General features: G+C 63.3%; 18 protein-coding genes. 13 read left to right on the top strand and 5 right to left on the bottom strand.

Annotated features, from left to right (window positions below; translation table 11 throughout):
* The first annotated feature begins 39 nt into the window (after positions 1–39).
* From AC5WNI_RS14775 to AC5WNI_RS14765, 3 genes are all read left to right on the top strand, one after another.
* Positions 40–879 carry a symmetrical bis(5'-nucleosyl)-tetraphosphatase gene (locus AC5WNI_RS14775; RefSeq protein ID WP_175089598.1) on the top strand — a complete coding sequence of 280 codons (840 nt, stop codon included), beginning with the start codon at positions 40–42 and terminating at the stop codon, positions 877–879.
* Between the two features lie 79 nt (positions 880–958).
* Positions 959–1,285 (top strand): thiosulfate sulfurtransferase GlpE, encoded by a 327-nt coding sequence (glpE, locus tag AC5WNI_RS14770; RefSeq protein ID WP_054557228.1) that lies wholly within the window; start codon positions 959–961, stop codon positions 1,283–1,285.
* 91 nt (positions 1,286–1,376) lie between these two features.
* Positions 1,377–2,621 (top strand): tRNA nucleotidyltransferase/poly(A) polymerase-related protein, encoded by a 1,245-nt coding sequence (locus tag AC5WNI_RS14765; RefSeq protein ID WP_175089597.1) that lies wholly within the window; start codon positions 1,377–1,379, stop codon positions 2,619–2,621.
* A gap of 184 nt (positions 2,622–2,805) precedes the next feature.
* Here AC5WNI_RS14765 and AC5WNI_RS14760 read toward each other — a convergent pair whose 3' ends face one another.
* Positions 2,806–3,426: a glycerol-3-phosphate acyltransferase gene (locus tag AC5WNI_RS14760; protein WP_175089596.1), complete on the bottom strand. Its 621-nt coding sequence runs from the start codon at positions 3,424–3,426 to the stop codon at positions 2,806–2,808.
* Positions 3,427–3,587: 161 nt separating this feature from the next.
* Here AC5WNI_RS14760 and folB point away from each other — a divergent pair, with 161 nt between their 5' ends.
* Both folB and folK read left to right on the top strand, forming a co-directional pair.
* Positions 3,588–3,965 (top strand): dihydroneopterin aldolase, encoded by a 378-nt coding sequence (folB, locus tag AC5WNI_RS14755; RefSeq protein WP_175089595.1) that lies wholly within the window; start codon positions 3,588–3,590, stop codon positions 3,963–3,965.
* Positions 3,962–4,501 carry a 2-amino-4-hydroxy-6-hydroxymethyldihydropteridine diphosphokinase gene (gene folK, locus AC5WNI_RS14750; RefSeq protein WP_175089594.1) on the top strand — a complete coding sequence of 180 codons (540 nt, stop codon included), beginning with the start codon at positions 3,962–3,964 and terminating at the stop codon, positions 4,499–4,501. Before folB ends, folK begins: the two co-directional genes overlap by 4 nt.
* Before the next feature lie 148 nt (positions 4,502–4,649).
* On the opposite strand, the gene tsaD is transcribed toward folK, so the two are convergent.
* Positions 4,650–5,690, bottom strand: a complete 1,041-nt coding sequence (gene tsaD, locus AC5WNI_RS14745) for a tRNA (adenosine(37)-N6)-threonylcarbamoyltransferase complex transferase subunit TsaD (protein ID WP_175089593.1) — start codon at positions 5,688–5,690, stop codon at positions 4,650–4,652.
* A 425-nt stretch (positions 5,691–6,115) separates the two neighbouring features.
* On the opposite strand from tsaD, the gene rpsU reads away from it, so the two are divergent.
* The 3 genes from rpsU to rpoD all read left to right on the top strand — a co-directional run bounded on the left by rpsU (position 6,116) and on the right by rpoD (position 10,812).
* Positions 6,116–6,331 carry a 30S ribosomal protein S21 gene (gene rpsU, locus AC5WNI_RS14740; protein ID WP_024951433.1) on the top strand — a complete coding sequence of 72 codons (216 nt, stop codon included), beginning with the start codon at positions 6,116–6,118 and terminating at the stop codon, positions 6,329–6,331.
* A 228-nt stretch (positions 6,332–6,559) separates the two neighbouring features.
* On the top strand, positions 6,560–8,647 hold the full coding sequence (gene dnaG, locus AC5WNI_RS14735) for a DNA primase (RefSeq protein WP_175089592.1): 2,088 nt from the start codon (positions 6,560–6,562) through the stop codon (positions 8,645–8,647).
* Positions 8,648–8,973: 326 nt separating this feature from the next.
* Positions 8,974–10,812 carry an RNA polymerase sigma factor RpoD gene (gene rpoD / locus AC5WNI_RS14730; RefSeq protein WP_043334650.1) on the top strand — a complete coding sequence of 613 codons (1,839 nt, stop codon included), beginning with the start codon at positions 8,974–8,976 and terminating at the stop codon, positions 10,810–10,812.
* A 210-nt stretch (positions 10,813–11,022) separates the two neighbouring features.
* Here the strand turns inward: rpoD and AC5WNI_RS14725 are convergent, their stop codons facing one another.
* The 3 genes from AC5WNI_RS14725 to AC5WNI_RS14715 all read right to left on the bottom strand — a co-directional run bounded on the left by AC5WNI_RS14725 (position 11,023) and on the right by AC5WNI_RS14715 (position 13,643).
* A complete protein-coding gene (locus AC5WNI_RS14725; RefSeq protein ID WP_054557224.1) occupies positions 11,023–11,349 on the bottom strand; it encodes a S24/S26 family peptidase in 327 nt (108 codons plus the stop codon).
* 395 nt (positions 11,350–11,744) lie between these two features.
* The gene (locus AC5WNI_RS14720) at positions 11,745–12,479 is read right to left on the bottom strand and encodes a hypothetical protein (RefSeq protein ID WP_175089591.1); all 735 of its coding nucleotides are present in this window, start codon (positions 12,477–12,479) and stop codon (positions 11,745–11,747) included.
* A 153-nt stretch (positions 12,480–12,632) separates the two neighbouring features.
* Positions 12,633–13,643: a LysR substrate-binding domain-containing protein gene (locus tag AC5WNI_RS14715; RefSeq protein ID WP_175089590.1), complete on the bottom strand. Its 1,011-nt coding sequence runs from the start codon at positions 13,641–13,643 to the stop codon at positions 12,633–12,635.
* A gap of 264 nt (positions 13,644–13,907) precedes the next feature.
* On the opposite strand from AC5WNI_RS14715, the gene AC5WNI_RS14710 reads away from it, so the two are divergent.
* The 5 genes from AC5WNI_RS14710 to AC5WNI_RS14690 all read left to right on the top strand — a co-directional run bounded on the left by AC5WNI_RS14710 (position 13,908) and on the right by AC5WNI_RS14690 (position 19,936).
* On the top strand, positions 13,908–15,290 hold the full coding sequence (locus tag AC5WNI_RS14710) for an L-serine ammonia-lyase (RefSeq protein WP_175089589.1): 1,383 nt from the start codon (positions 13,908–13,910) through the stop codon (positions 15,288–15,290).
* 607 nt (positions 15,291–15,897) lie between these two features.
* Positions 15,898–16,731: an ABC transporter ATP-binding protein gene (locus tag AC5WNI_RS14705; RefSeq protein ID WP_052384708.1), complete on the top strand. Its 834-nt coding sequence runs from the start codon at positions 15,898–15,900 to the stop codon at positions 16,729–16,731.
* Positions 16,732–16,739: 8 nt separating this feature from the next.
* Positions 16,740–17,513 carry an ABC transporter ATP-binding protein gene (locus AC5WNI_RS14700; protein ID WP_438940923.1) on the top strand — a complete coding sequence of 258 codons (774 nt, stop codon included), beginning with the start codon at positions 16,740–16,742 and terminating at the stop codon, positions 17,511–17,513.
* 246 nt (positions 17,514–17,759) lie between these two features.
* Complete coding sequence (locus AC5WNI_RS14695) at positions 17,760–18,941, top strand: ABC transporter substrate-binding protein (protein WP_175089587.1); 1,182 nt, start codon at positions 17,760–17,762, stop codon at positions 18,939–18,941.
* Between the two features lie 107 nt (positions 18,942–19,048).
* Positions 19,049–19,936 (top strand): branched-chain amino acid ABC transporter permease, encoded by an 888-nt coding sequence (locus AC5WNI_RS14690; RefSeq protein WP_043334657.1) that lies wholly within the window; start codon positions 19,049–19,051, stop codon positions 19,934–19,936.
* Positions 19,937–19,988: the final 52 nt, after the last annotated feature.

Genomic DNA, 19,988 nt, shown 5'->3' with positions numbered 1-19,988 from the left:
GACAGCAAGTCAGGCCGCCTCGGCGGCCAGGGAGTTGGCATGACGCAGTGGGCGATTGGCGATTTGCAGGGCTGCCATCAAGAGTTCGAACTTCTGTTGCAGCGCCTCGATTTCACTCCGGGGCGCGATGTGCTGTGGCTGGCGGGGGACCTGGTCAATCGCGGGCCGGGTTCGCTGGAGTGCCTGCGTCTGGTCAAGTCGCTGGGCGATGATGCGCGGGTGGTGCTGGGCAACCATGACCTCCACCTGCTGGCGGTGGCCGAAGGCTTCAGCCGTCACAAGCGCTCCGATACGCTGAGGCCGATTCTCGAGGCGCCGGACCGTGAGGAACTGCTGGACTGGCTGCGTCGTCAGCCGCTGATGGTGGATGCGCTGGTCGGCAATCGTCGCACGGTAATGAGCCATGCTGGCGTGTTGCCGAGCTGGACGCTGGACCAGGCGGCCGGTTATGCCCGCGAAGCGCACGCCGTGCTGGCGGGCGACGACTATCGAGGCTTTCTTGGCGAGATGTACGGCAATACGCCGGACCGCTGGCAGGAGGATCTCGAAGGCACGCCGCGCCTGCGCTGCATCGTCAATGTCTTCACGCGCATGCGCTTTCTGCACAGTGATGGTCGACTGGATTTCGCGGCCAAGGAAGGGCTGGACAGCGCGCCGGAGGGATGTCGCCCCTGGTTCCAGTACCCGCGTCCCGAAGGGGCCTGGGATGATTCGCCGCGCCTGCTGTTCGGTCACTGGGCTGCTCTGGAAGGCGAGACGCCGGCGGCGCGCCAGGATGTCGAGGCGCTGGACACCGGCTGCGTGTGGGGCGGTGGCCTGACGGCGCTCAATCTCGAGACGGAAGAGCGCGTCTTCGAGCCGGCGCTGTCCTCGCGCTGAGCGACCTCGCATCGCCAGTGACAGCAGGTCTGCCGTCGCTGGCGAATGCCTTTCCCCTTACTCAACAAGCGGAGTCCGCATGAGTTTCGAACATCTTGATCTCGCAACCCTCAGTGACTGGCGCCAACGCGACCCGTCGCTCGTGGTACTCGATATTCGCGATCCGCTCAGCTTCACGCAGGGGCGTATCCCGGGCAGCCGTCATCTGGACAACGCCAGTGCCGGTGCCATTCTGGAAGACACCCCGCGCGACAAGCCGCTGGTGGTGGTCTGCTATCACGGCCATTCCAGTCAGCAGGCGGCCGCCTGGCTGGCGGGGCAGGGCTTCGAAAAGGTCTATTCCCTCGATGGTGGCTTTACCCAGTACCAATTGACGCATGGTGATGACGTCGAGAGCGGTAGCTGACGCCGCCTGCACGTGACTGCCATCACTGGTCGTTTTTCCTCGCTTTCCTCATTCAGCTTTGTATCTCGTGCCGCAGGGCAAGGACATTCGCATGACTCAGACGACGCCTTCTTCACTGACCGATTCGCGTGACCGCCTGTTGAGCGGGCTTGAGGTCTATCGCGTGGGCGGCGCGGTGCGTGATGCGCGCCTGGGTTGGCCGTGGTACGAGTGCGACTTCGTGGTGGTGGGCGCGACGGTGGAAGATATGCAGGCGCGGGGGTTTCGGCCGGTCGGGCGGGACTTCCCGGTCTTCCTGCATCCGCAGACCCAGGAGGAATACGCGCTGGCGCGTACCGAGCGCAAGTCCGGCCACGGGTATGTCGGCTTCAGCGTGCATGCCAGCCCCGATGTGACGCTGGAGGACGACCTCATTCGTCGCGACCTGACCATCAATGCCATGGCCGAACCGCTCGACAGCACGCCGGGTCAGGGCGAGGTGATAGATCCCTATGGTGGCCTGGCGGATCTCGAGGCGCGTATGTTGCGTCATGTCTCGAGTGCCTTCAGCGAAGACCCGCTGCGCGTATTGCGCGTGGCACGCTTTCTGGCGCGCTATCAGGGGCTCGGCTTCACGGTCGCGGATGAGACGCGGGAGATGATGGTGGCCATGGTCGAGAGCGGCGAGGTCTCGCATCTGGTGGCCGAGCGGGTCTGGAAGGAGACCGAGAAGGCGTTGGGCGAGGCCAGTCCCGAGGCCTATTTCCAGCTGCTTGATGAGCTGGGAGCGCTGGCGGTGCTGATGCCGCCACTGACCCGCGATGCCGACCAGCTCACAGCGGCGCTGGCGCGTCTGGATCGCCTGCCGCGTCAGCTGGTCGATGAGGCGGAGATGGTCTGCTGGCGCATGGCGCGCCTGGTGGAGCACCTGTCACGCGACGAGATCGATGCCCTGGCGCAGGACCTGCGCCTGCCCAGCGCCGTGCGTGACGCCGCCCAGCAGGCACGTCTGTGCCGGGAATTGAACGAGGCCTCGCGGCGGGAAGGTGGCGTGAGCGCAGCCGATCTCAAGGCCTGGCTGGATGGTGTCGATGCCTGGCGGCGTGGTGAGCGCCAGTCGGTGCTGGTGGCCCTGCTGGCCGTCGAGGACAAGGGGTTGGCACGGTTGGGCAATGCCGTCTGGCAAGCCGCGACGGCGGTGTCGCCGCAATCTCTGGTCGAACAGGGTCTGAAAGGGGCGGAGATCGGGCGTGCGCTCAGTGAGCAGCGCCAGCAGGCCATCGAGCAGGCGCTGAGCGAATGGCGGGCCATGCCGGAAGTGCACGCGCCTCATTGCGGCTGCGGAAACAGTCACTGATCACCTGCCTGCTGCTGAGCACCTGATCTGTGCACCTGACCTGAGCATATGACCCCGAAAGCCCCGGCCCTGCGCCGGGGCTTTTGCGTCCTGACCGCAGGAAGGGGGCTTTTGTGAGGCGGAGTGTGCGTTTGAGCAGAGCGTGTTTTTCATGAGCAGTGCGCTGCGTGTGAGCAAAGCATGCTTACAGGCGCGGCTCGCTGCCATCGCTCAGACGGCGCAGATTCAGTGCATGACGAATCACGATCAGGCTGGCGAAGACCAGAATCACGCCGCTCATCTGCGGCGCCAGCCACAGGCTGAACAGGGGTGCCGCCAGTCCGGCCACCAGTGAGGCGATGGCTGCCGTGCGCAGTCGCCATGCCAACCCGACCCATAATGCGGCGCAGCTCAAGGCGACGCCTGGCGCCAGCATCAGCAGCACGCCAAAGGCGGCGGCCACTGCCTTGCCACCGCGATGGCCACGGTGCCACAGCGGCAGGCTGTGGCCGATCAGCACGGCCAGCCCGATCAATCCCAGAGCCCAGGGCGGCAGCGAGAGCGCCAGCCCCAGCCAGAGTGCCGGCATGCCCTTGGCGGCATCGAATACCAGCACCAGGGCGGCGGGCAGTGCGCCATGCAGCCGCAGCACATTGGAGAAGCCCGGATTGAAGGAGCCCGCCAGGCGTGGGTCGGGCAGCCCCAGTCGCTGACAGATCCACACCGCGCCCAGCACCGAGCCGCTGGCATAGGCCACGGCGATCAGCAGGCTCAACTGTTGCCAGGTGGACAGTTGCGCGCCCCACTCGATCAGGCCCGTCAACATGATACCGACTCGCTGAGTGTCCTAGGTGTCGCACACAGGCAGGGAGAGAGGGGCAGGCGGCTTGGCCAAGCAGGGGCCGGGTGCAGTAGAATCAGTCGCATGATGGCGGGGCCTTGGGCGTCGTTTTTATTCGTTCATTCGACAAGCATAGAGGTAACGCCGTGGATCGTGTGCTGATCGAGGCTCTGGTCGTGGAAACCGTGATTGGTGTCTATGACTGGGAGCGTACCATTCGCCAGCGTCTGGTGATGGATCTGGAAATGGCCACGGATATTCGTGCCGCAGCTGCCGACGATGACCTGACGCACACCCTGGACTATGCCGCCATCAGCGCGCGAATCCAGACCTTCGCCGAAGATAGCCGCTTCGAGCTGGTGGAAACCTTCGCCGAACGCCTGGCGGCCCTGCTGCGTGAAGAATTCGGCATCCCCTGGCTGACCATGACGGTGCGCAAGCCGGGCGCCGTGCCGGAAGCCGCCGCCGTTGGCGTGCGTATCGTGCGCGGTAGCCTCGATGCCGCCTCGGATGCGCCGGCATGAGTCTGGTACTGATCTCCATCGGTAGCAATATCGAGCGTGAGCATCATGTGCGGGTCTGCCTGGATGCGCTGCAAGCGACCTTCGGCAATTTGACGCTGTCCTCCGTCTACGAGAGCGAACCGGTGGGCTTCGTCGACGGGCGCAACTTCCTCAATCTGGTCGCGGGTTTCGAGAGCGACTGGAGCGTCGGCGAATTGCAGGCCTGGTGCAAGCAGCTCGAGTTGGCCAACGGTCGCCTCAAGAACAGCGCCAAGTTCAGTCCGCGCACCCTGGATCTGGACCTGCTGACCGTCGGTACCCTGACCGGGGAGGTCGATGGCGTGATGCTGCCGCGCGATGAGGTCGATCGCAATGCCTTCGTGCTGCTGCCGCTGGCCGAGTCGTTCGGCGAAGAGCGCCACCCCGTCACCGGCGAGGATTACGCTTCGCTGTGGAAGGCCTTCGTGGCCGCCGGGCGCGCCGAACAGCAGCCGTTGTGGCCGGTGGACTTCAGCTGGCGTTGCCGCATGATCTCTCGCGCTGATGCCACGGTCTGACACCATCAGGCACCACGTTGCCGGTGTCCGGCGATGAACATGACTGGCCCCTCAACAACAACGCCCTGCCGATTCTCATCGGCAGGGCGTTGTTGTCTCGCAGGGCACTGGCGTCTGGCAGGGCACTGGCGCCTGGCAGGGCTGAGCCTCAGTCCTGCGCTGTGCTCGGGGCCGTCAGACTGTCCAGCGGCCAGCGCGGCACGGCCTTCATCGGGCCGGTGTCCTGCTCGCCGGCATTCAGGCGCTGCGCGCCCACGTAGGCGATCATCGCGCCGTTGTCGGTGCAGAAGCGGCCGCGCGGGTAGTAGGCGCGGGCGTTGCGCTTGGTTAGCTCATGGCTCAGGCGTTCGCGCAGGCGGGTGTTGGCACTCACGCCGCCGGCGACGACCAGACGCTTGAGGCCGGTCTGGTCCAGTGCGCGACGACACTTGATGACCAGGGTGTCGACCACGGCTTCCTCGAAGGCGCGCGCGATATCGGCGCAGTGCTGCTCATCCAGGTCATCCGCGGCCTTGGCCTTCTTGAGCGTGACCATGGTGTGGGTCTTGAGGCCGGAGAAGCTGAAGTCGAGGCCCGGGCGGTCCGTCATCGGGCGTGGGAAGCGATAGCGTGTGGGGTCGCCCTGTTCGGCCAGCTTCGCGACCTGCGGGCCGCCGGGGTAGGGCAGTTCCAGCATCTTGGCGGCCTTGTCGAAGGCTTCGCCAGCCGCGTCATCCACGGACTCGCCGAGCAGCTCGTATTCGCCCAGTCCGTGCACCGCGACCAGCTGGGTGTGTCCGCCGGAGACCAGCAGCGCCACGAAGGGGAATTCGGGCGCATCGTCTTCCAGCATCGGCGCCAGCAGGTGGCCTTCCATGTGGTGGACGCCGAGCACCGGCACTTTCCATGCCTTGGCGAGCCCATGTGCGGTGGATGCGCCGACCATCAGCGCGCCGACCAGGCCGGGGCCTGCGGTATAGGTGATGGCATCGATGTCAGCGGCCTGCAGCTGCGCCTCATCTATCACCTGCTGGATCAGCGGCAGCAGCTTGCGAGTGTGATCACGCGACGCCAGTTCCGGCACCACGCCGCCGAACTCGGCGTGCATGGCGATCTGGCTGTAGAGGGCATCTGCAAGCAGGCCCTGGTCCGTGTCGTAGATGGCGACGCCGGTCTCGTCGCAGGAAGTCTCGATGCCGAGCACACGCATGGCTGACTCTCAGGAAGTATCAGAAGTAGAGGGCGGCACGGCCAGCGAGGCTGCCTGAGCGAGCCCGAGAGGCGTGTGTGCCGTGAATGCGCGACATTCTACTGGCTGTGAGCACGGGTGTCGCGCCAGCTGGCGTAGAGGGAGAGAGGATTTCCGGTTTCCGCGTTTGCAAAGCCGGGGGCGGGTGTCTAGAATATGGCACTCTGCAAGACTGGGTCGTGCATCCGACCACCCCGCAAAAGCTCCCCGAATCATGATTCCAGCCAGCGACGGCTACCCTCACCGGTGGTGTCGCAGGCGACTGATTGATGCTGGATCGACCTGCAGGTGGCGGTTTACCGTCACTGGCTGGTGGCTCCTGAGGAGTGGCTGCACCGGATGTGCGTTCAAACCGAACTCATGATCTCAAGGTAGGTGAGTGTTTAATGCCTTCAGTTAAAGTACGTGACAACGAGCCGTTCGACGTCGCCCTGCGCCGTTTCAAGCGCTCCTGCGAAAAAGCCGGTGTTCTTTCCGAAGTGCGTCGTCGTGAGCACTACGAGAAGCCGACAGCTGTTCGCAAGCGTCAGCAGGCGGCCGCTGTAAAGCGCCACGCCAAGAAGGTTCAGCGTGAGCGCAAGCGTTTCGAGCGTCTCTACTGATCCGTACTTTTGGGGAGTGATATTCTGCTCTCTGGAAGGACACCAAGCGGCTGCCTCACGGTGGCCGCTTGTTTTTGTCTCTAGTTGTCCGTTTGTTCTCGAACCGTGTGCCGTTGCCTGGCGCATGTCGCTAACTCGAGGAATGGCCTGACCCGAAGGTAGCCGCTCACTCAGCTGAGCCGACACTATCTTGCGGTCAGTCCGTTTTTCCACGACTTCTGGCGAATCATGGCTGGTCTCATCCCTCAAGGCTTCATTGACGATCTGCTGGCCCGCACCGACGTGGTCGAGGTGGTGGGTGAGCGCGTCCAGCTGAAGAAGGCCGGCAAGAGCTATGTCGGCCTCTGCCCGTTCCATCAGGAAAACTCTCCCTCGTTCAATGTCATCCCGGACAAGCAGTTCTATCACTGCTTCGGGTGCGGGGCGAGCGGCAGTGCGCTCAAGTTCCTCATGGAGTTCGATCGCTTGCCGTTCCCCGAGGCCGTGGAGCAGCTGGCCTCGCGGCTGGCACTTGAAGTGCCGCGCGAAGGCGGCAACCAGAGTCCGCACGAGCGCCGTGAGCGTCAGCGTCGCGAGCAGGCCCGCGAAGAGGGCGTCAATCTGCTCGAGGCGGCCGCGGACTTCTATCGTCAGCGCCTGACGGAGCCGGCCGCGCAGCCGGCACGTGAGTATCTGGAAGGGCGTGGACTGTCGCGCGAGGTCATGCGTGACTTCGGCATCGGCTTCGCGCCGGAAGGCTGGGAGCACCTCAAGCATCACCTGAGCAAGCTGGGTGTCAGCGAGGATGTGCAGATTGAATACGGTCTGCTGATCCATCACGAGGAAAGCGGCCGCCGCTATGACCGCTTCCGTGATCGCGTGATGTTCCCGATCCGTGACTGGAAAGGCCGCACCATCGCCTTCGGCGGTCGCGTGATGGGCGATGCCAAGCCCAAATACCTGAATTCTCCCGAGACTCCCGTCTTCCATAAGGGGCGCGAGCTCTACGGGCTGTTTGAAGCCCGTGAGGCGAATCGCAAGCTGGAACGCATGCTGATCGTCGAAGGCTACATGGACGTGGTGGCGCTGGCGCAGTACGGCATTCGCAATGCCTGCGCGACCCTGGGCACCGCGACCAGTGAGGAGCACCTCAAGCGCCTCTATCGCCTGGTCGATGAGGTGGTGTTCTGCTTCGACGGCGACAAGGCAGGTCGGCAGGCGGCGCGGCGCGCGCTGGAAACCGTGCTCGAGGTCATGATCGATGGCCGTCAGGCGCGCTTCCTGTTCCTGCCGGAAGGCGAGGACCCGGACTCCCTGGTGCGCAGCGAGGGGCAGGAGGCGTTCGAGAAGCGTGTCACCTGCGCCTCCGGGCTCTCCGAGTTCCTGTTCGAGCAGGCCGCGGAAGGGCGTGACCTCAAGCGTATGGAGCAGCTCGAGCGGTTCGTGACCCAGGCGCTGGAGTGGATCTCGCGCGTGCCCGAAGGGGTGCTGCGCTCGCTGCTGCTCAAGGAGCTGGAACGACGCAGTGGTCTGGAGCGTGAGCGGCTGAATGCCATGCTGGTGGAGCGCGCCGCGGCGCGTGAAGCCCAGCAGGCACGTCTCCGACAGCATCAGCAACTACGTCAGCAACCGCAGCATTTGCAACAGCAACAACGTCAGCCCGGCGCGACACGCTCGGCGCCGCGCTCAGCGCCTGCTGCCGGTCCTCAGGACGGCGCGACGCTGGGTGACGCGCAGGACGAGTGGTCGTCGCTGGAGGCGATGGCAGATGCCGGCTTCGGCGACAGCGAGCCCGATGGCTGGCTGTCGGATGACTGGCAGTCGCACAACGAGATGTCTGCGGGCCAGGGTGCTCAAGCTTCGCGCGCGACGCCGGCCAGGTCTCAGAAGCGCACCTCGGTCAGCATGCTGACGCGCCTCTTGCATCTTCTGGTGCACGAGCCGCAGCTGGTCGCCGAGCTGCCTGACTCCAATGAGTGGATAGAGGGGGCGGGCGAGCCGGCCGACAGCGAGGATGCACAGCTGTTGAACGATGTGGTGCGTCTCCTGAAGGCAGGGCAATATCGTTCGCCTCAGGTGCTGTTGGCGCACTTCCTCGGTACCGCGCAGGGGCCGAGACTTGAGCAGCTGGCAGCCCGCGAATTGCTGATTCCGCGTGACGTGCGCAGCGAAGAGCTGAAGGGGCTGGTGGAGCATTGCCAGCATCAGCAGGCGCGCACCACGCCGGAAGCGGAATATCAGGCCCTGCTGGCCAAGGAAAAGCGTGGCGAGAAGTTGTCGGCAGAAGAGAAGCAGCGGCTGATGGCCCTGCTGATGGAGCTGGCAACACGGCGCTGACGCAGTCTTGGTGCCAGGAAGGCCGACAATGGTGGAAATGCCGTGAGTGCTGAGGTGATGGCGCAGGAAAATACGCCCCATGGCCTTGAAAGACGCACTCATGCCCACTATTTAATGAGGTAGCTCCCGATGCGGACTGCCGCAACGTAACCGATAACGCTAACACACCTGGATGGTCCGGCAAATACGCCGCTGGCAGCATCTCCCGATGGCACGCTATACTGGTGCGCTTGATGCTCTCTTCGTCCCTATACCGGCGCCATGCTCACTCGCTGAGCCGCGTCGCGTCCAGGTGCTTCATTCTTCTTCGTCGAGATAGGGGTTCTATGGCTGGTAATGCGCAGCAGCAGTCGCGTCTCAAGGAGTTGATCGCGCGCGGCAAGGAACAGGGTTACCTGACCTATGCCGAGGTCAACGATCACCTGCCCGAGGATATCGCTGATCCCGAACAGGTGGAAGACATCATCAGCATGATCAACGATATGGGCATCAAGGTCGCGGAAGAAGCGCCCGATGCCGATACCTTGATGATGTCTGATTCCTCCACTGACGAGTCTGCCGCCGAAGAGGCCGTTGCCGCCCTCGCCGCGGTGGAAAGCGATGTGGGACGCACCACCGACCCCGTCCGCATGTACATGCGTGAGATGGGCACCGTGGAACTCCTGACCCGTGAAGGCGAAATCAAGATCGCCAAGCGGATCGAGGAGGGCACGCGTGAGGTGATGTCGTCGCTGGCATTCTTGCCGGGGGCAGTCGACTCCATCCTGGAAGCCTACGACGGCACTCTGGGCGAGGACGGCGGACGTCTGTCCGATCTCTTCTCCGGTTTCATCGACCCTGACGAAGGCGTGCCGGGTGTCGCCGAAGTCGAAGTCGAGGAAGTCGAAGAGATTCCCGAGGGTGAAGAGTCCGAAGGCGACGAAGACGAAGACGACGATTCCGCCTCTGAAGGCGGCCCGGATCCCGAGCTGGCCCGCGTCCGCTTCGAGCAGATCCGTGAACAGAACGAGGCGACCAAGGCCGCCATCGAGAAGTACGGTTCCGGCTCTGCCGAGGCGAAAGCCGAGCAGGACCGTCTTGCCGAGCTGTTCTCGCCGATCAAGCTGGTGCCCAAGCACTTCGAGCGTCTGGTCGGCCAGGTCCGCGTGTCCGTCGAACAGGTGCGCGAGCAGGAAAAGGTCATCCTGCAGATATTCGTCAAGCGCGGCAAGGTGCCTCGCAAGAGCTTCATCAAGGCCTTCCCGGGCCACGAGTCCGACATGGACTGGTTCGACAGCTTCATCGGTGGTAGTAAGAAGTACGCCGACAAGCTCGAGCCGTTCCGTGCCGACGTGCTGCGTGCCCAGCGCAAGATCGCCTTCGAGCAGGACATGGTCCAGCTGCCGGTCAGCGAGCTGAAGGAAGTGAACCGTCGCCTGTCGATCGGTGAAGCCAAGGCGCGTCGTGCCAAGAAGGAAATGGTCGAGGCCAACCTGCGTCTGGTCATCTCCATCGCCAAGAAGTACACCAACCGTGGCCTGCAGTTCCTGGATCTCATCCAGGAAGGCAACATCGGTCTGATGAAGGCCGTGGACAAGTTCGAGTACCGTCGTGGTTACAAGTTCTCGACCTACGCCACCTGGTGGATCCGTCAGGCGATCACTCGCTCCATCGCGGACCAGGCACGCACCATCCGTATTCCGGTGCACATGATCGAGACCATCAACAAGCTGAACCGTGTCTCGCGTCAGATGCTGCAGGAAATGGGTCGCGAGCCGACGCCGGAAGAGTTGGGCGAGCGTCTCGAGATGCCGGAAGACAAGGTGCGTCGCGTGCTCAAGATCGCCAAGGAGCCCATCTCCATGGAGACGCCGATCGGTGACGATGATGATTCGCACCTGGGTGACTTCATCGAGGATGGCACCATGGTCTCGCCGATCGACTCCGCCACAGGCGAAGGTCTGATCGAAGCGACCCGCGGTATCCTGTCCGGCCTGACCGCACGTGAAGCCAAGGTGCTGCGCATGCGCTTCGGTATCGACATGAACACCGACCATACCCTCGAGGAAGTCGGCAAGCAGTTCGATGTCACCCGTGAGCGTATCCGTCAGATCGAAGCGAAGGCGCTGCGCAAGCTGCGTCACCCGTCACGCTCCGAGTCACTGCGTTCCTTCATGGAAGAGTGATCTGAAGCGCTCGAGGCCGCGCCTCGACAGCTGGCCCCGCTGACAAGACAACGCCCGCCCCCATGCGAATGGGAGGCGGGCGTTGTCGTTTGCGGGCTTTACGTTACGGGTCTTTCTCTATGGGCTGTGCCGCCTTCAGGCTTGTCTTTATGGATGTTGTCACCTTCGAACTGTGTCGTTCCAGAGCTGCGTGATGTGCCTTGGGGGCTATCAGGCGCCGTGGCGCAACTGGTGAGACGAGGGCGTTGCCGCCACGCTGAAGACGACACGGCCCTTGATGCACTGACGGGAGACCGGCCCCATCTGCTCGCTGCTCAAGCCGTCGGGGTGCTCGCCACGTAGCCACAGGCGGCCGTTGTCGTCGATGCGATGCAGGCGCTTGACCAGCTGGCCGAGCCTGGGATGTTCCACCACGACGGTGGCACCGGGCGTCAATCGCCAGCGGCTGGGCCAGCGCATGCTGATGATGAGGCTGTGCTGCGGGAGACTGGGGGCAAGACTATGACCGTGCAAGCGGTAGCTACTGAACCAGCGCATGTGAGGCTCCTTGAGAATGAGGGCATGACACGGTCAAGATCCTGTCGGTGCTTTCCTGTGGCAGTGGCGATAGTTGAATTGTATCCACTGCTTAGTAAAATATAATCATTCTCATTTGATGTCCAGCCGTTTCCGTCACCGCCTCGCGCAATGGCTATCGAGAGACGGCTGCCCAGCGGGACCTGTCGAGAGCGGAGGCTGTTGATGGTAAAGACGAAAAAAAGCCGCGGCTCAGGTGAGCAGCGGCTTTTGGGAGTCACGGGTCTGTCTCTTTCGCTTCACGCTGTACTTCATGTCTTGTCACGTCACTTCGCGTTATTTCATGGGGCAGGGCGAAGTGACGGCCATGCGACAGGTCATGCGCGCAGCTCGGCAAGAGGGTTTTGCTGGCGGGCTCAGTCGTTGGCGTTGAGCTCACGCAGCAGGGCGCGGCGCTGGCGGCCCATGCGGATCGCCAGCAGCACGATCTCGATCACGGCGATGGCCATCAAGGTGTAGCCGAACAGTTCCGTGACTTCCTCGGCGGCATTCTTGACCGAACGCAGGTAGGAGTCCCCCATCAGGGTTTTCCAGAATTCCGAGCGACCATAGAGGCGTGAGAAGACGTAGGTCGCCAGGAAGCCGGCGCCGAACAGGCCGAACGCGAAGCTGCGCCCGAAGTGCTCGAACTCGGCAATGAAGCGGCTGCGGTTGCGCCATACGCCGATGATGACCGGGATAGCGACCACACTGACCAGGAACTGCCAGCTGCCATCGCCGATCATGCCGTCGAGCAGGGCGTCCTGTTCCCGGATCAGGGACGCCGCGAACAAGCCGAACAGCAGCAGGCTGATGGTGCGCAGGTCCGGCAGGCGCGAATGCACCATCCACATGGTGGCTGCGCTCAACGCCAGCAGAGTGCTCTGCATGTGTTCTGTCCAGCTGGCTTCGCTGAAGCCGACATCACCGAAGTGGTGGGCATCATGCATGACCAGCGACATCATCGCGGCTACCAGTGGCGCATAGATGGCCAGGCGCAGGCAGGCTTGCATGAAGAGCGAAGTGGGCTTGCGCCCATACAGCGGTTGTTCGGCGCTGATGGGGAGCGGGACAGCGTTATGGTGCTGGGTATGCGAAGTCAGGCGAGACAAGGGACTCTCCGGACAGTCCATGGACTGCCTGTCAGGGTGAGGGTGTCGTTTGCCTGCTCATTATAACGATGCAAAGGTGCTCAGTTAATATTCTGATAAGAAAACTGTGAGATTCCATTTCAGCATCGATGTTGCGCCGAGCGGAAATGTTTGTCAGCTCTGACGTAACCTATCACGCTCGGCTTCCTCGACGATCCAGTCATGCACGGCCTGGATTCGGCCGTCATCCAGGGTGCCGTGGGGATGGACGATGACGTAGCGCTTGCCGGTCAGCACTCGCTGCGCGAAGGGCGCGATCAGCGTGCCGCGCGACAGCTCGTCGGTGATCAGGGTGCGCCTTGCCATCGCGACCCCCATGCCGGCGATGGCAGCCTCCATCGACAGGTGGTTGCGGTTGAAGGTATAGCCACGCTGAACGTTGATCTCGGGCGCACCGATGCTGGCCAGATAGAATTCCCACTCGGCGTGATCGTGACTGCCGCGCCAGGCGGTGATGTCATGCAGCAGCGGATACCAGGCGAGGTCCTCTGCGCTGCGCAGCGGTGGGCGTCCGCGCATCAGGCCGGGATGGCAGACGGGGAAGATCTCCTCTTCCATCAGTTCGGTGACCTGCATGCCCGGGTAGTGACCGTCGTTGAGGTCGACCGCCAGCTCGAAGTCGCCCTCGCGCAGCGGCGAGTCACTGTCCTCGGCGCGCACGTGCAGCTCGATATCCGGAAAGCGCGCCTGCAGGCGAGGCAGCCGGGGCGCCAGCCATTTGGAGAGAAATGACGGCACCGAACGCAATCTGAGTACACCGCTCATCAAGCCGCTGCGCAGCCGTTTGACCTCCAGTCCCACCGCGCTATAGGACTGCTCCACCACGCGCGCCAGCCGCGCGCCTTCCCCTGTCAGCTCGAGTCCACGTGAACGACGCAGAAACAGCTTGAAGCCCAGCCGCTCTTCCAGCTGCTTGATCTGCTGGCTCACCGCGCCGGTGGTGACGTGCAGTTCTTCTGCCGCACGCGTGAAGGAGCCGTGACGCGCGGCGCAGGCGAATACCTGCAGCCAGGCATGGGTCTGACCATTCAGGTGGCGCAGGCTCGGTGTGGTGGCGGGTGTGCCGGTCACCGTCGGCGGCGCGGTGGGGCCAGTACCAGGCGTGTTGTCGAGGGAAGACGTCATGGGCGGGTCTCATGCAAGCGCTGGAGCCAGATAGTGAGGGAGAAGCCGCAATGGCCAGATGCAGATGGCGGTGGTAGCTAAAGGCATCAGGGCACAAGGTGGCGCGAAGAGCATAGTTTACGCCGTTTTTGATGCATAGGGTTTAGTCAGGCTAAACCCACGGCCAATTTTTATGGTTTGTCGCGTCCCGTCCCTATCCATCATCATTGCCTCATCCACTGGCAGGCGCTCAGGCGCGGCGAGTTTCCGAGATGAGGTGTTGTCATGTCCATCAGTGTATTTGATCTCTTCAAGGTCGGTGTCGGCCCCTCCAGCTCGCACACCGTCGGCCCGATGCGTGCTGCCGCGCAGTTCGTCGAGACCCTGCGCTCACGTGATCAGCTGGAGCGCGTGGCGCGCATCGAGGTGCAATTGCATGGTTCGCTGTCTGCCACCGGCGTAGGCCACGGCACCGACAAGGCGACCATCCTCGGCCTGATGGGCGAGCTGCCGGAAACGATCGACCCTGCGATCATCGACCCCTGCATCGAAGAGCTGCTGGAGTCCCAGACGCTGCTGCTCGACAACCGCATCGCGGTGCCCTTCGTGTGGGTACGTGACATGCAGTGGCACGATGCGCCGCTGCCGTATCACCCCAATGCCATGCGTCTGATCGCCTACGGCCATCGCGAAGAGCTTTATCGCAATGTCTATTACTCGGTGGGCGGTGGTTTCGTGGTCGACGAAGTCGAGGCCGCACGTGACCCGCTGCTGGAAGATGAAAGCCTGCGTCTGCCGTATGAATTCAACACCGCCAATGAACTGCTGGCGCTGTGCCGCATGCACAAGATGCGCATCAGCGAGCTGATGATGGCCAACGAATGTGCGCTGCGCAGCGAGACTCAGGTGCGTCGTGGGCTATGGCGCATCTGGGAAGTGATGAACGAGTGCATCGACAACGGCCTGACGCACGAAGGCGTGCTGCCCGGCGGTCTCAACGTCAAGCGCCGTGCCAAGCGTCTGCATGCGCGTCTGCTGGATGTGGAATCCAGCAAGTCGATCATCACCTCGACCTTCTCGGCGATGGACTGGGTCAACCTGTTCGCGCTGGCAGTCAATGAGGAGAACGCGGCCGGTGGTCGCATGGTGACGGCGCCGACCAATGGCGCGGCCGGCATCATTCCGGCGGTGCTCAGCTATTACATGAAATTCCAGGATGATGCTCGTGAGGAGGACGTGGTCGATTTCCTGCTCACGGCAGCCTCGGTGGGCATTCTGTGCAAGAAGAACGCCTCCATCTCCGGCGCGGAAGTCGGCTGTCAGGGCGAGGTGGGATCCGCCTGCGCCATGGCAGCCGCCGGGCTTGCCGAGCTGATGGGCGCGACGCCGGAGCAGGTCGAGAACGCGGCGGAAATCGGTCTCGAGCACAATCTGGGGCTGACCTGTGACCCGATCGGCGGCCTGGTGCAGATTCCCTGCATCGAGCGCAATGCGATTGCCTCGGTCAAGGCGATCAATGCCGCCCAGATGGCGATGTGTGGCGATGGCGATCACTTCGTCTCGCTGGACAAGGCGATCCGCACCATGCGCGACACCGGCCGTGACATGCAGGAAAAGTACAAGGAGACCTCCAAGGGCGGTCTCGCGGTCAACGCCATCGAATGCTGATTCGACCGGTCGCCACTCCAATATGAGCTGATATGACTTTCCGCCGGAGGCCTGCCGCCTCCGGCCAAACCCGTTGTCTTTTGTCAGGTACATGAACTCCGGCCAGAGGTCATGATCTCGGCAACCCTCGTTGACGCCTCTTCGGCGCGGTATTCCGCGACGGACAGGCGTCTTTTTTATGGCGGGAATTGCGCTCATCCCGACTGTTCGGCTCGGGCTGGTGGGGTATCTGCCGGCCTTGAGATGTCTCGGGATGGCTGCCTTGTAAAGAAGTCGCTGATATATCGGCTATTGGTCGAGTGAGCGCGCTTGCCGCTGGCAGCGCGCCTCTTGCTATTCTAGTTTACGTTAACGTCAGTTGTGCCGGTCGCAACGATGGAGCGTATCGAGGGCCTGTCAGTGCTGTCTGTTGATTGCGCCTGAGAACAGGGCCTGTGACCAGGGCCTGTGACCAGGGCCTGTGGACAGCGCCTCCTGTTGATACTGCGTGTCGATGACGAGCCGCGATGTTGTGGGCGGACGTTGCGGGCATCAGCGCTGACGAACAGCCCCCATGTCTCTTGGAAGACACAGACCACCGGCTTGCCGGTCAGGACGGAGTACTGACATGCCATCACCGCCCATTCAGGGGCCGCGTGCCAGCGGGGGCGCATCCGCGACAGCCCCGATTCTCGAGACGCGTGGCTTGAGCAAGGACTTTCGAGGCTTCACGGCCGTCGATGACGTCAATCTCCAGGTGCAGGAAGGGCATATCCATGCCCTGATCGGCCCCAATGGCGCCGGCAAGACGACAGTCTTCAATCTACTGACACGTTTTCTGCCGGCCACTCGCGGCGAGATTCTCTACCGCGGCAAATCCATCACCCGCATGAAGTCGCATGAGATCGCGCGCCTGGGGTTGGTGCGCTCCTTCCAGATATCGGCGGTGTTTTCCCAGATGACGGTGCTCGAGAACGTGCGGGTCGCGTTGCAACGCCCCCAGGGCACCTCGTTTCATTTCTGGAAGCCGGAACGCAGCCTCGACAGCCTGAACGAGCAGGCGCTGCACCTGCTGGAGCAGGTAGGGCTGCGCGATGACGCCCACCGCGTGACCGCCAGTCTGCCTTACGGTCGCAAGCGAGCGCTGGAGCTGGCGACCACGCTGGCGCTTGAGCCCACGCTGATGCTGTTGGACGAGCCGACCCAGGGCATGGGCGCCGAGGATGTGGACCGTGTGGTCGAGCTGATTCGTGTCGCGGCGCGGGGCCGTACGGTGCTGATGGTCGAGCACAATCTGAGCGTGGTCAGCCGTCTGTGCGATCGCATCAGCGTGCTGGCGCGCGGGCGGGTGCTGGCGGAGGGCGATTACGCCAGCGTGTCGGCCAACCCCGAGGTGCGTGAAGCGTATCTGGGCAGTGAAGCGCCCGAGTCCACGGCGGATGAGCACAAGGAGGTTTCATGACGGTGGTTATGGAGCAGGCGGTGGACAGGCAGGCCTCGGCGGCCGACTCGTCGCTGGGGGAAGAGCAGCTCTGCCTGCGCGAGCTGAACGCCTGGTATGGCGAGTCCCATGTGCTGCATGGCGTCAACATGACGGTGCGGCGCGGCGAGCTGGTGACCTTGCTGGGGCGCAACGGGGCCGGGCGCAGCAGCACGCTGCGCGCGATCATGAACATGGTTGGCCGGCGCAGCGGCGACATCCTCATCAAGGGGCAGGACAGCATGGGGCTGGCACCGCATCGCATCGCCCATCTCGGTGTCGGTTTCTGCCCAGAGGAGCGCGGCATCTTCGCCAGTCTGAGCGTCGAGGAGAATCTGCTGCTGCCACCGCTGGTCAAGAGCACAGGGCATGACCAGGCCCAGAGCCAGGTCATGTCGCTGGATGAGCTCTATGCCCTGTTTCCCAATCTGCATGAGCGGCGCACCAGTCAGGGCACGCGCCTCTCCGGTGGCGAGCAGCAGATGCTGGCGCTGGCGCGCATCCTGCGCACCGGAGCGGACCTGCTGCTGCTGGATGAGATCACCGAGGGGCTGGCGCCGGTCATCAACCAGAAGTTGGCCGAAGTGCTGGTGATGCTGAAGGCGCGTGGTATGACCATCGTGTTGGTGGAGCAGAATTTCCGCTTTGCCGCCCCGCTGGCCGACCGGCATTACCTGATGGAGCACGGCACCATTCTGGAAGAGATCAGCGCGGCTGAATTACCGGCCCGCCACGAATATCTGCACAAGGTACTGGGGGTCTGAACCCCCGCTCGGGATGAGCTGCACAGGGTCGGCCGCCATGCACGGCCTTTGCACTCGCCAAACTGAAGTCCGCACGTCTCACCACAACAATCACAATATTGCCGGGAAAACCGGTCTGGAGATGTCATGCACGCCACCGCTTCATGCAACGCCACCGTTTCATCCAGTGCCACCCCCGTCGCGTCACCGTTGTCCCGCCGCATCACGGCGGCTACACGCCGGCGCCTGTTGCCCCTGTCTGCGCTCATGATGGGGTCACTCCTGTTGGCGGGAATCGCGCAGGCCGATATCAGCGACGGCGTGATCAAGATCGGCTATCTGGCCGACATGTCAGGCACCTATCGTGATCTGGCCGGCCCGGGCGGCCTCGATGCACTCAAGATGGCGGTCGAGGACTTCGGCGGCAGCGTCAATGGCATGCCGATCGAGGTATTGAGTGCCGATGACCGCAACAGCGCCGATGTCGGTGCCAATACGGTGCGCGGCTGGATCGATCAGCAGAATGTCGACATGGTCGCAGGCCTGGTGGCCTCATCGGTGAGCATCGCGGTGACACGGATTCTCGCCGAACAGGACACGCTGGGAATCGTCTCCGGCTCGGCGGCTTCCAGCATCACCAATGAGCATTGCACGCCCAATCATGTCCACTGGGTGTACGACACCTATCCGCTGGCGCATGGCACGGCCAAGGCGATCGTCGATGAAGGTGGTGACAGCTGGTTCCTTTTGACCGCGGACTACGCCTTCGGTCATGCCCTGGAAGGCGATGTGGAAAAGGTGGTGAACGAGAACGGCGGCACCATCGTCGGCAAGGTACGTCATCCATTCCCGACCAGTGATTTCTCCTCCTACATCCTTCAGGCGCAGGGTTCCGGGGCCAAGATCGTCGGGCTGGCCAATGCCGGGTCGGACACCGTCAATGCGTTGACCACGGCGAGTCAGTTCGGCGTGGTGCAGGCTGGGCAATCGTTGGCGGGGCTGCTGATCTTCCTCAACGATGTGCATGCCCTGGGGCTTGAGGTGGCGCAGGGGCTGCAGCTCACCACCGGCTGGTACTGGGACCTCAATGACGAGACACGTGCCTGGTCCCAGCGCTATCACGAGCGCAATGAGCGCATGCCGACCATGGTGCAGGCCGGTATCTACTCCAGCACCCTGCATTACCTGAATGCGGTCGCGGCCACCGGTAGCGATGACACCGCCACCGTGCGCACCAGAATGGGCGAGACGCCGGTCAACGACATGTTCGCCAGCAACGGCACCATCCGTGCCGATGGGCGCATGGTGCACGACATGTATCTGGTCAAGGTCAAGGCGCCCTCCGAGTCTCAAGGCGAGTGGGATGTCTATGACGTGATCCGCACCATTCCCGGCGCTGAAGCCTACCGACCGCTGGCGGACAGCCAGTGCGAGCTGGTCAAGGGCTGAAGCCGAACACCAGTCGAGTCGCTGAGACGTATGGCATGGCGCTGCCGGTCGGATGATCGGCAGCGCCGAGCGGCTGACGCGAATGGGCGCTGAAAAGGAATGGGCGGATGACCATGATTTTTGGAATACCCCTGATGGTGCTGTTCGGTCAGCTGATGCTGGGGCTGATCAACGGTGCCTTCTATGCATTGCTGAGCCTTGGGCTGGCGGTGATCTTCGGTCTGTTGCGCATCATCAACTTCGCGCATGGTGCCCAGTACATGCTGGGCGCCTTCGCGGCGCTGCTGGGAGCGCAATATCTGGGGCTCAACTACTGGACGGCGCTGATCGTGGTGCCGCTGGTGGTGGGGGCCCTGGGCATCGTGGTCGAGCGTCTGCTGCTGCGGCGCATCCAGCATCTTGATCACCTCTATGGGCTGTTGCTGACCTTCGGGCTGGCGCTGATCTTCGAGGGCACGCTGGTGAATCTGTTCGGAGTCTCGGGGTCGAGCTATCCGATCCCCGAGGCGCTGAGTGGCGGCTTCAAGCTGAGCTTCATGTTCCTGCCCACCTACCGCGCCTGGGTGCTGGTGGCGGCGTTGGTGGTCTGCTTCGGAGTCTGGTTCCTGATCGAGCGCACGCGCCTTGGAGCCTATCTGCGCGCGGGAACCGAGAATCCCGAGCTGGTGCAGGCCTTCGGCATCAATGTGCCCTTGATGGTGTCGCTGACCTACGGGCTCGGCGTGGCGCTTGCCGCCTTCGCCGGCGTACTGGCCGCGCCCTTGTATCCCGTCTCGCCGACCATGGGCTCGAGCCTGCTGATCGTGGTGTTCGCGGTGGTGGTCATCGGCGGGATGGGCTCGATTCTCGGCGCCATTCTCACCGGGCTCGCGATGGGGCTGATCGAGGGGCTGACCAAGGTGTTCTATCCCGAGGCTGCCAATACCGTGATCTTCGTGGTGATGGTGATGGTGTTGATGCTTCGCCCTGCTGGGCTGTTCGGAAAGGAGGCCTGACATGGCCGTACTGCAACAGGATCACCAGGCCGCGCGTGCAGGCAGCGCGCCG

The sequence above is a fragment of the Cobetia sp. PDI-12MA genome, assembly GCF_059507695.1.
This window is presented reverse-complemented; position numbering and strand designations above follow the sequence as displayed.

Excerpts from the sequence above, each read along its gene's own strand:
- AC5WNI_RS14775 (WP_175089598.1), top strand. The coding sequence starts at position 40 with ATGACGCAGTGGGCGATTGGCGATTTGCAGGGCTGCCATCAAGAGTTC.
- glpE (WP_054557228.1), top strand. The coding sequence starts at position 959 with ATGAGTTTCGAACATCTTGATCTCGCAACCCTCAGTGACTGGCGCCAA.
- AC5WNI_RS14765 (WP_175089597.1), top strand. The coding sequence starts at position 1,377 with ATGACTCAGACGACGCCTTCTTCACTGACCGATTCGCGTGACCGCCTG.
- AC5WNI_RS14760 (WP_175089596.1), bottom strand. The coding sequence starts at position 3,426 with ATGTTGACGGGCCTGATCGAGTGGGGCGCGCAACTGTCCACCTGGCAA.
- folK (WP_175089594.1), top strand. The coding sequence starts at position 3,962 with ATGAGTCTGGTACTGATCTCCATCGGTAGCAATATCGAGCGTGAGCAT.
- tsaD (WP_175089593.1), bottom strand. The coding sequence starts at position 5,690 with ATGCGTGTGCTCGGCATCGAGACTTCCTGCGACGAGACCGGCGTCGCC.
- rpsU (WP_024951433.1), top strand. The coding sequence starts at position 6,116 with ATGCCTTCAGTTAAAGTACGTGACAACGAGCCGTTCGACGTCGCCCTG.
- dnaG (WP_175089592.1), top strand. The coding sequence starts at position 6,560 with ATGGCTGGTCTCATCCCTCAAGGCTTCATTGACGATCTGCTGGCCCGC.
- rpoD (WP_043334650.1), top strand. The coding sequence starts at position 8,974 with ATGGCTGGTAATGCGCAGCAGCAGTCGCGTCTCAAGGAGTTGATCGCG.
- AC5WNI_RS14725 (WP_054557224.1), bottom strand. The coding sequence starts at position 11,349 with ATGCGCTGGTTCAGTAGCTACCGCTTGCACGGTCATAGTCTTGCCCCC.
- AC5WNI_RS14715 (WP_175089590.1), bottom strand. The coding sequence starts at position 13,643 with ATGACGTCTTCCCTCGACAACACGCCTGGTACTGGCCCCACCGCGCCG.
- AC5WNI_RS14710 (WP_175089589.1), top strand. The coding sequence starts at position 13,908 with ATGTCCATCAGTGTATTTGATCTCTTCAAGGTCGGTGTCGGCCCCTCC.
- AC5WNI_RS14705 (WP_052384708.1), top strand. The coding sequence starts at position 15,898 with ATGCCATCACCGCCCATTCAGGGGCCGCGTGCCAGCGGGGGCGCATCC.
- AC5WNI_RS14700 (WP_438940923.1), top strand. The coding sequence starts at position 16,740 with ATGGAGCAGGCGGTGGACAGGCAGGCCTCGGCGGCCGACTCGTCGCTG.
- AC5WNI_RS14695 (WP_175089587.1), top strand. The coding sequence starts at position 17,760 with ATGATGGGGTCACTCCTGTTGGCGGGAATCGCGCAGGCCGATATCAGC.
- AC5WNI_RS14690 (WP_043334657.1), top strand. The coding sequence starts at position 19,049 with ATGACCATGATTTTTGGAATACCCCTGATGGTGCTGTTCGGTCAGCTG.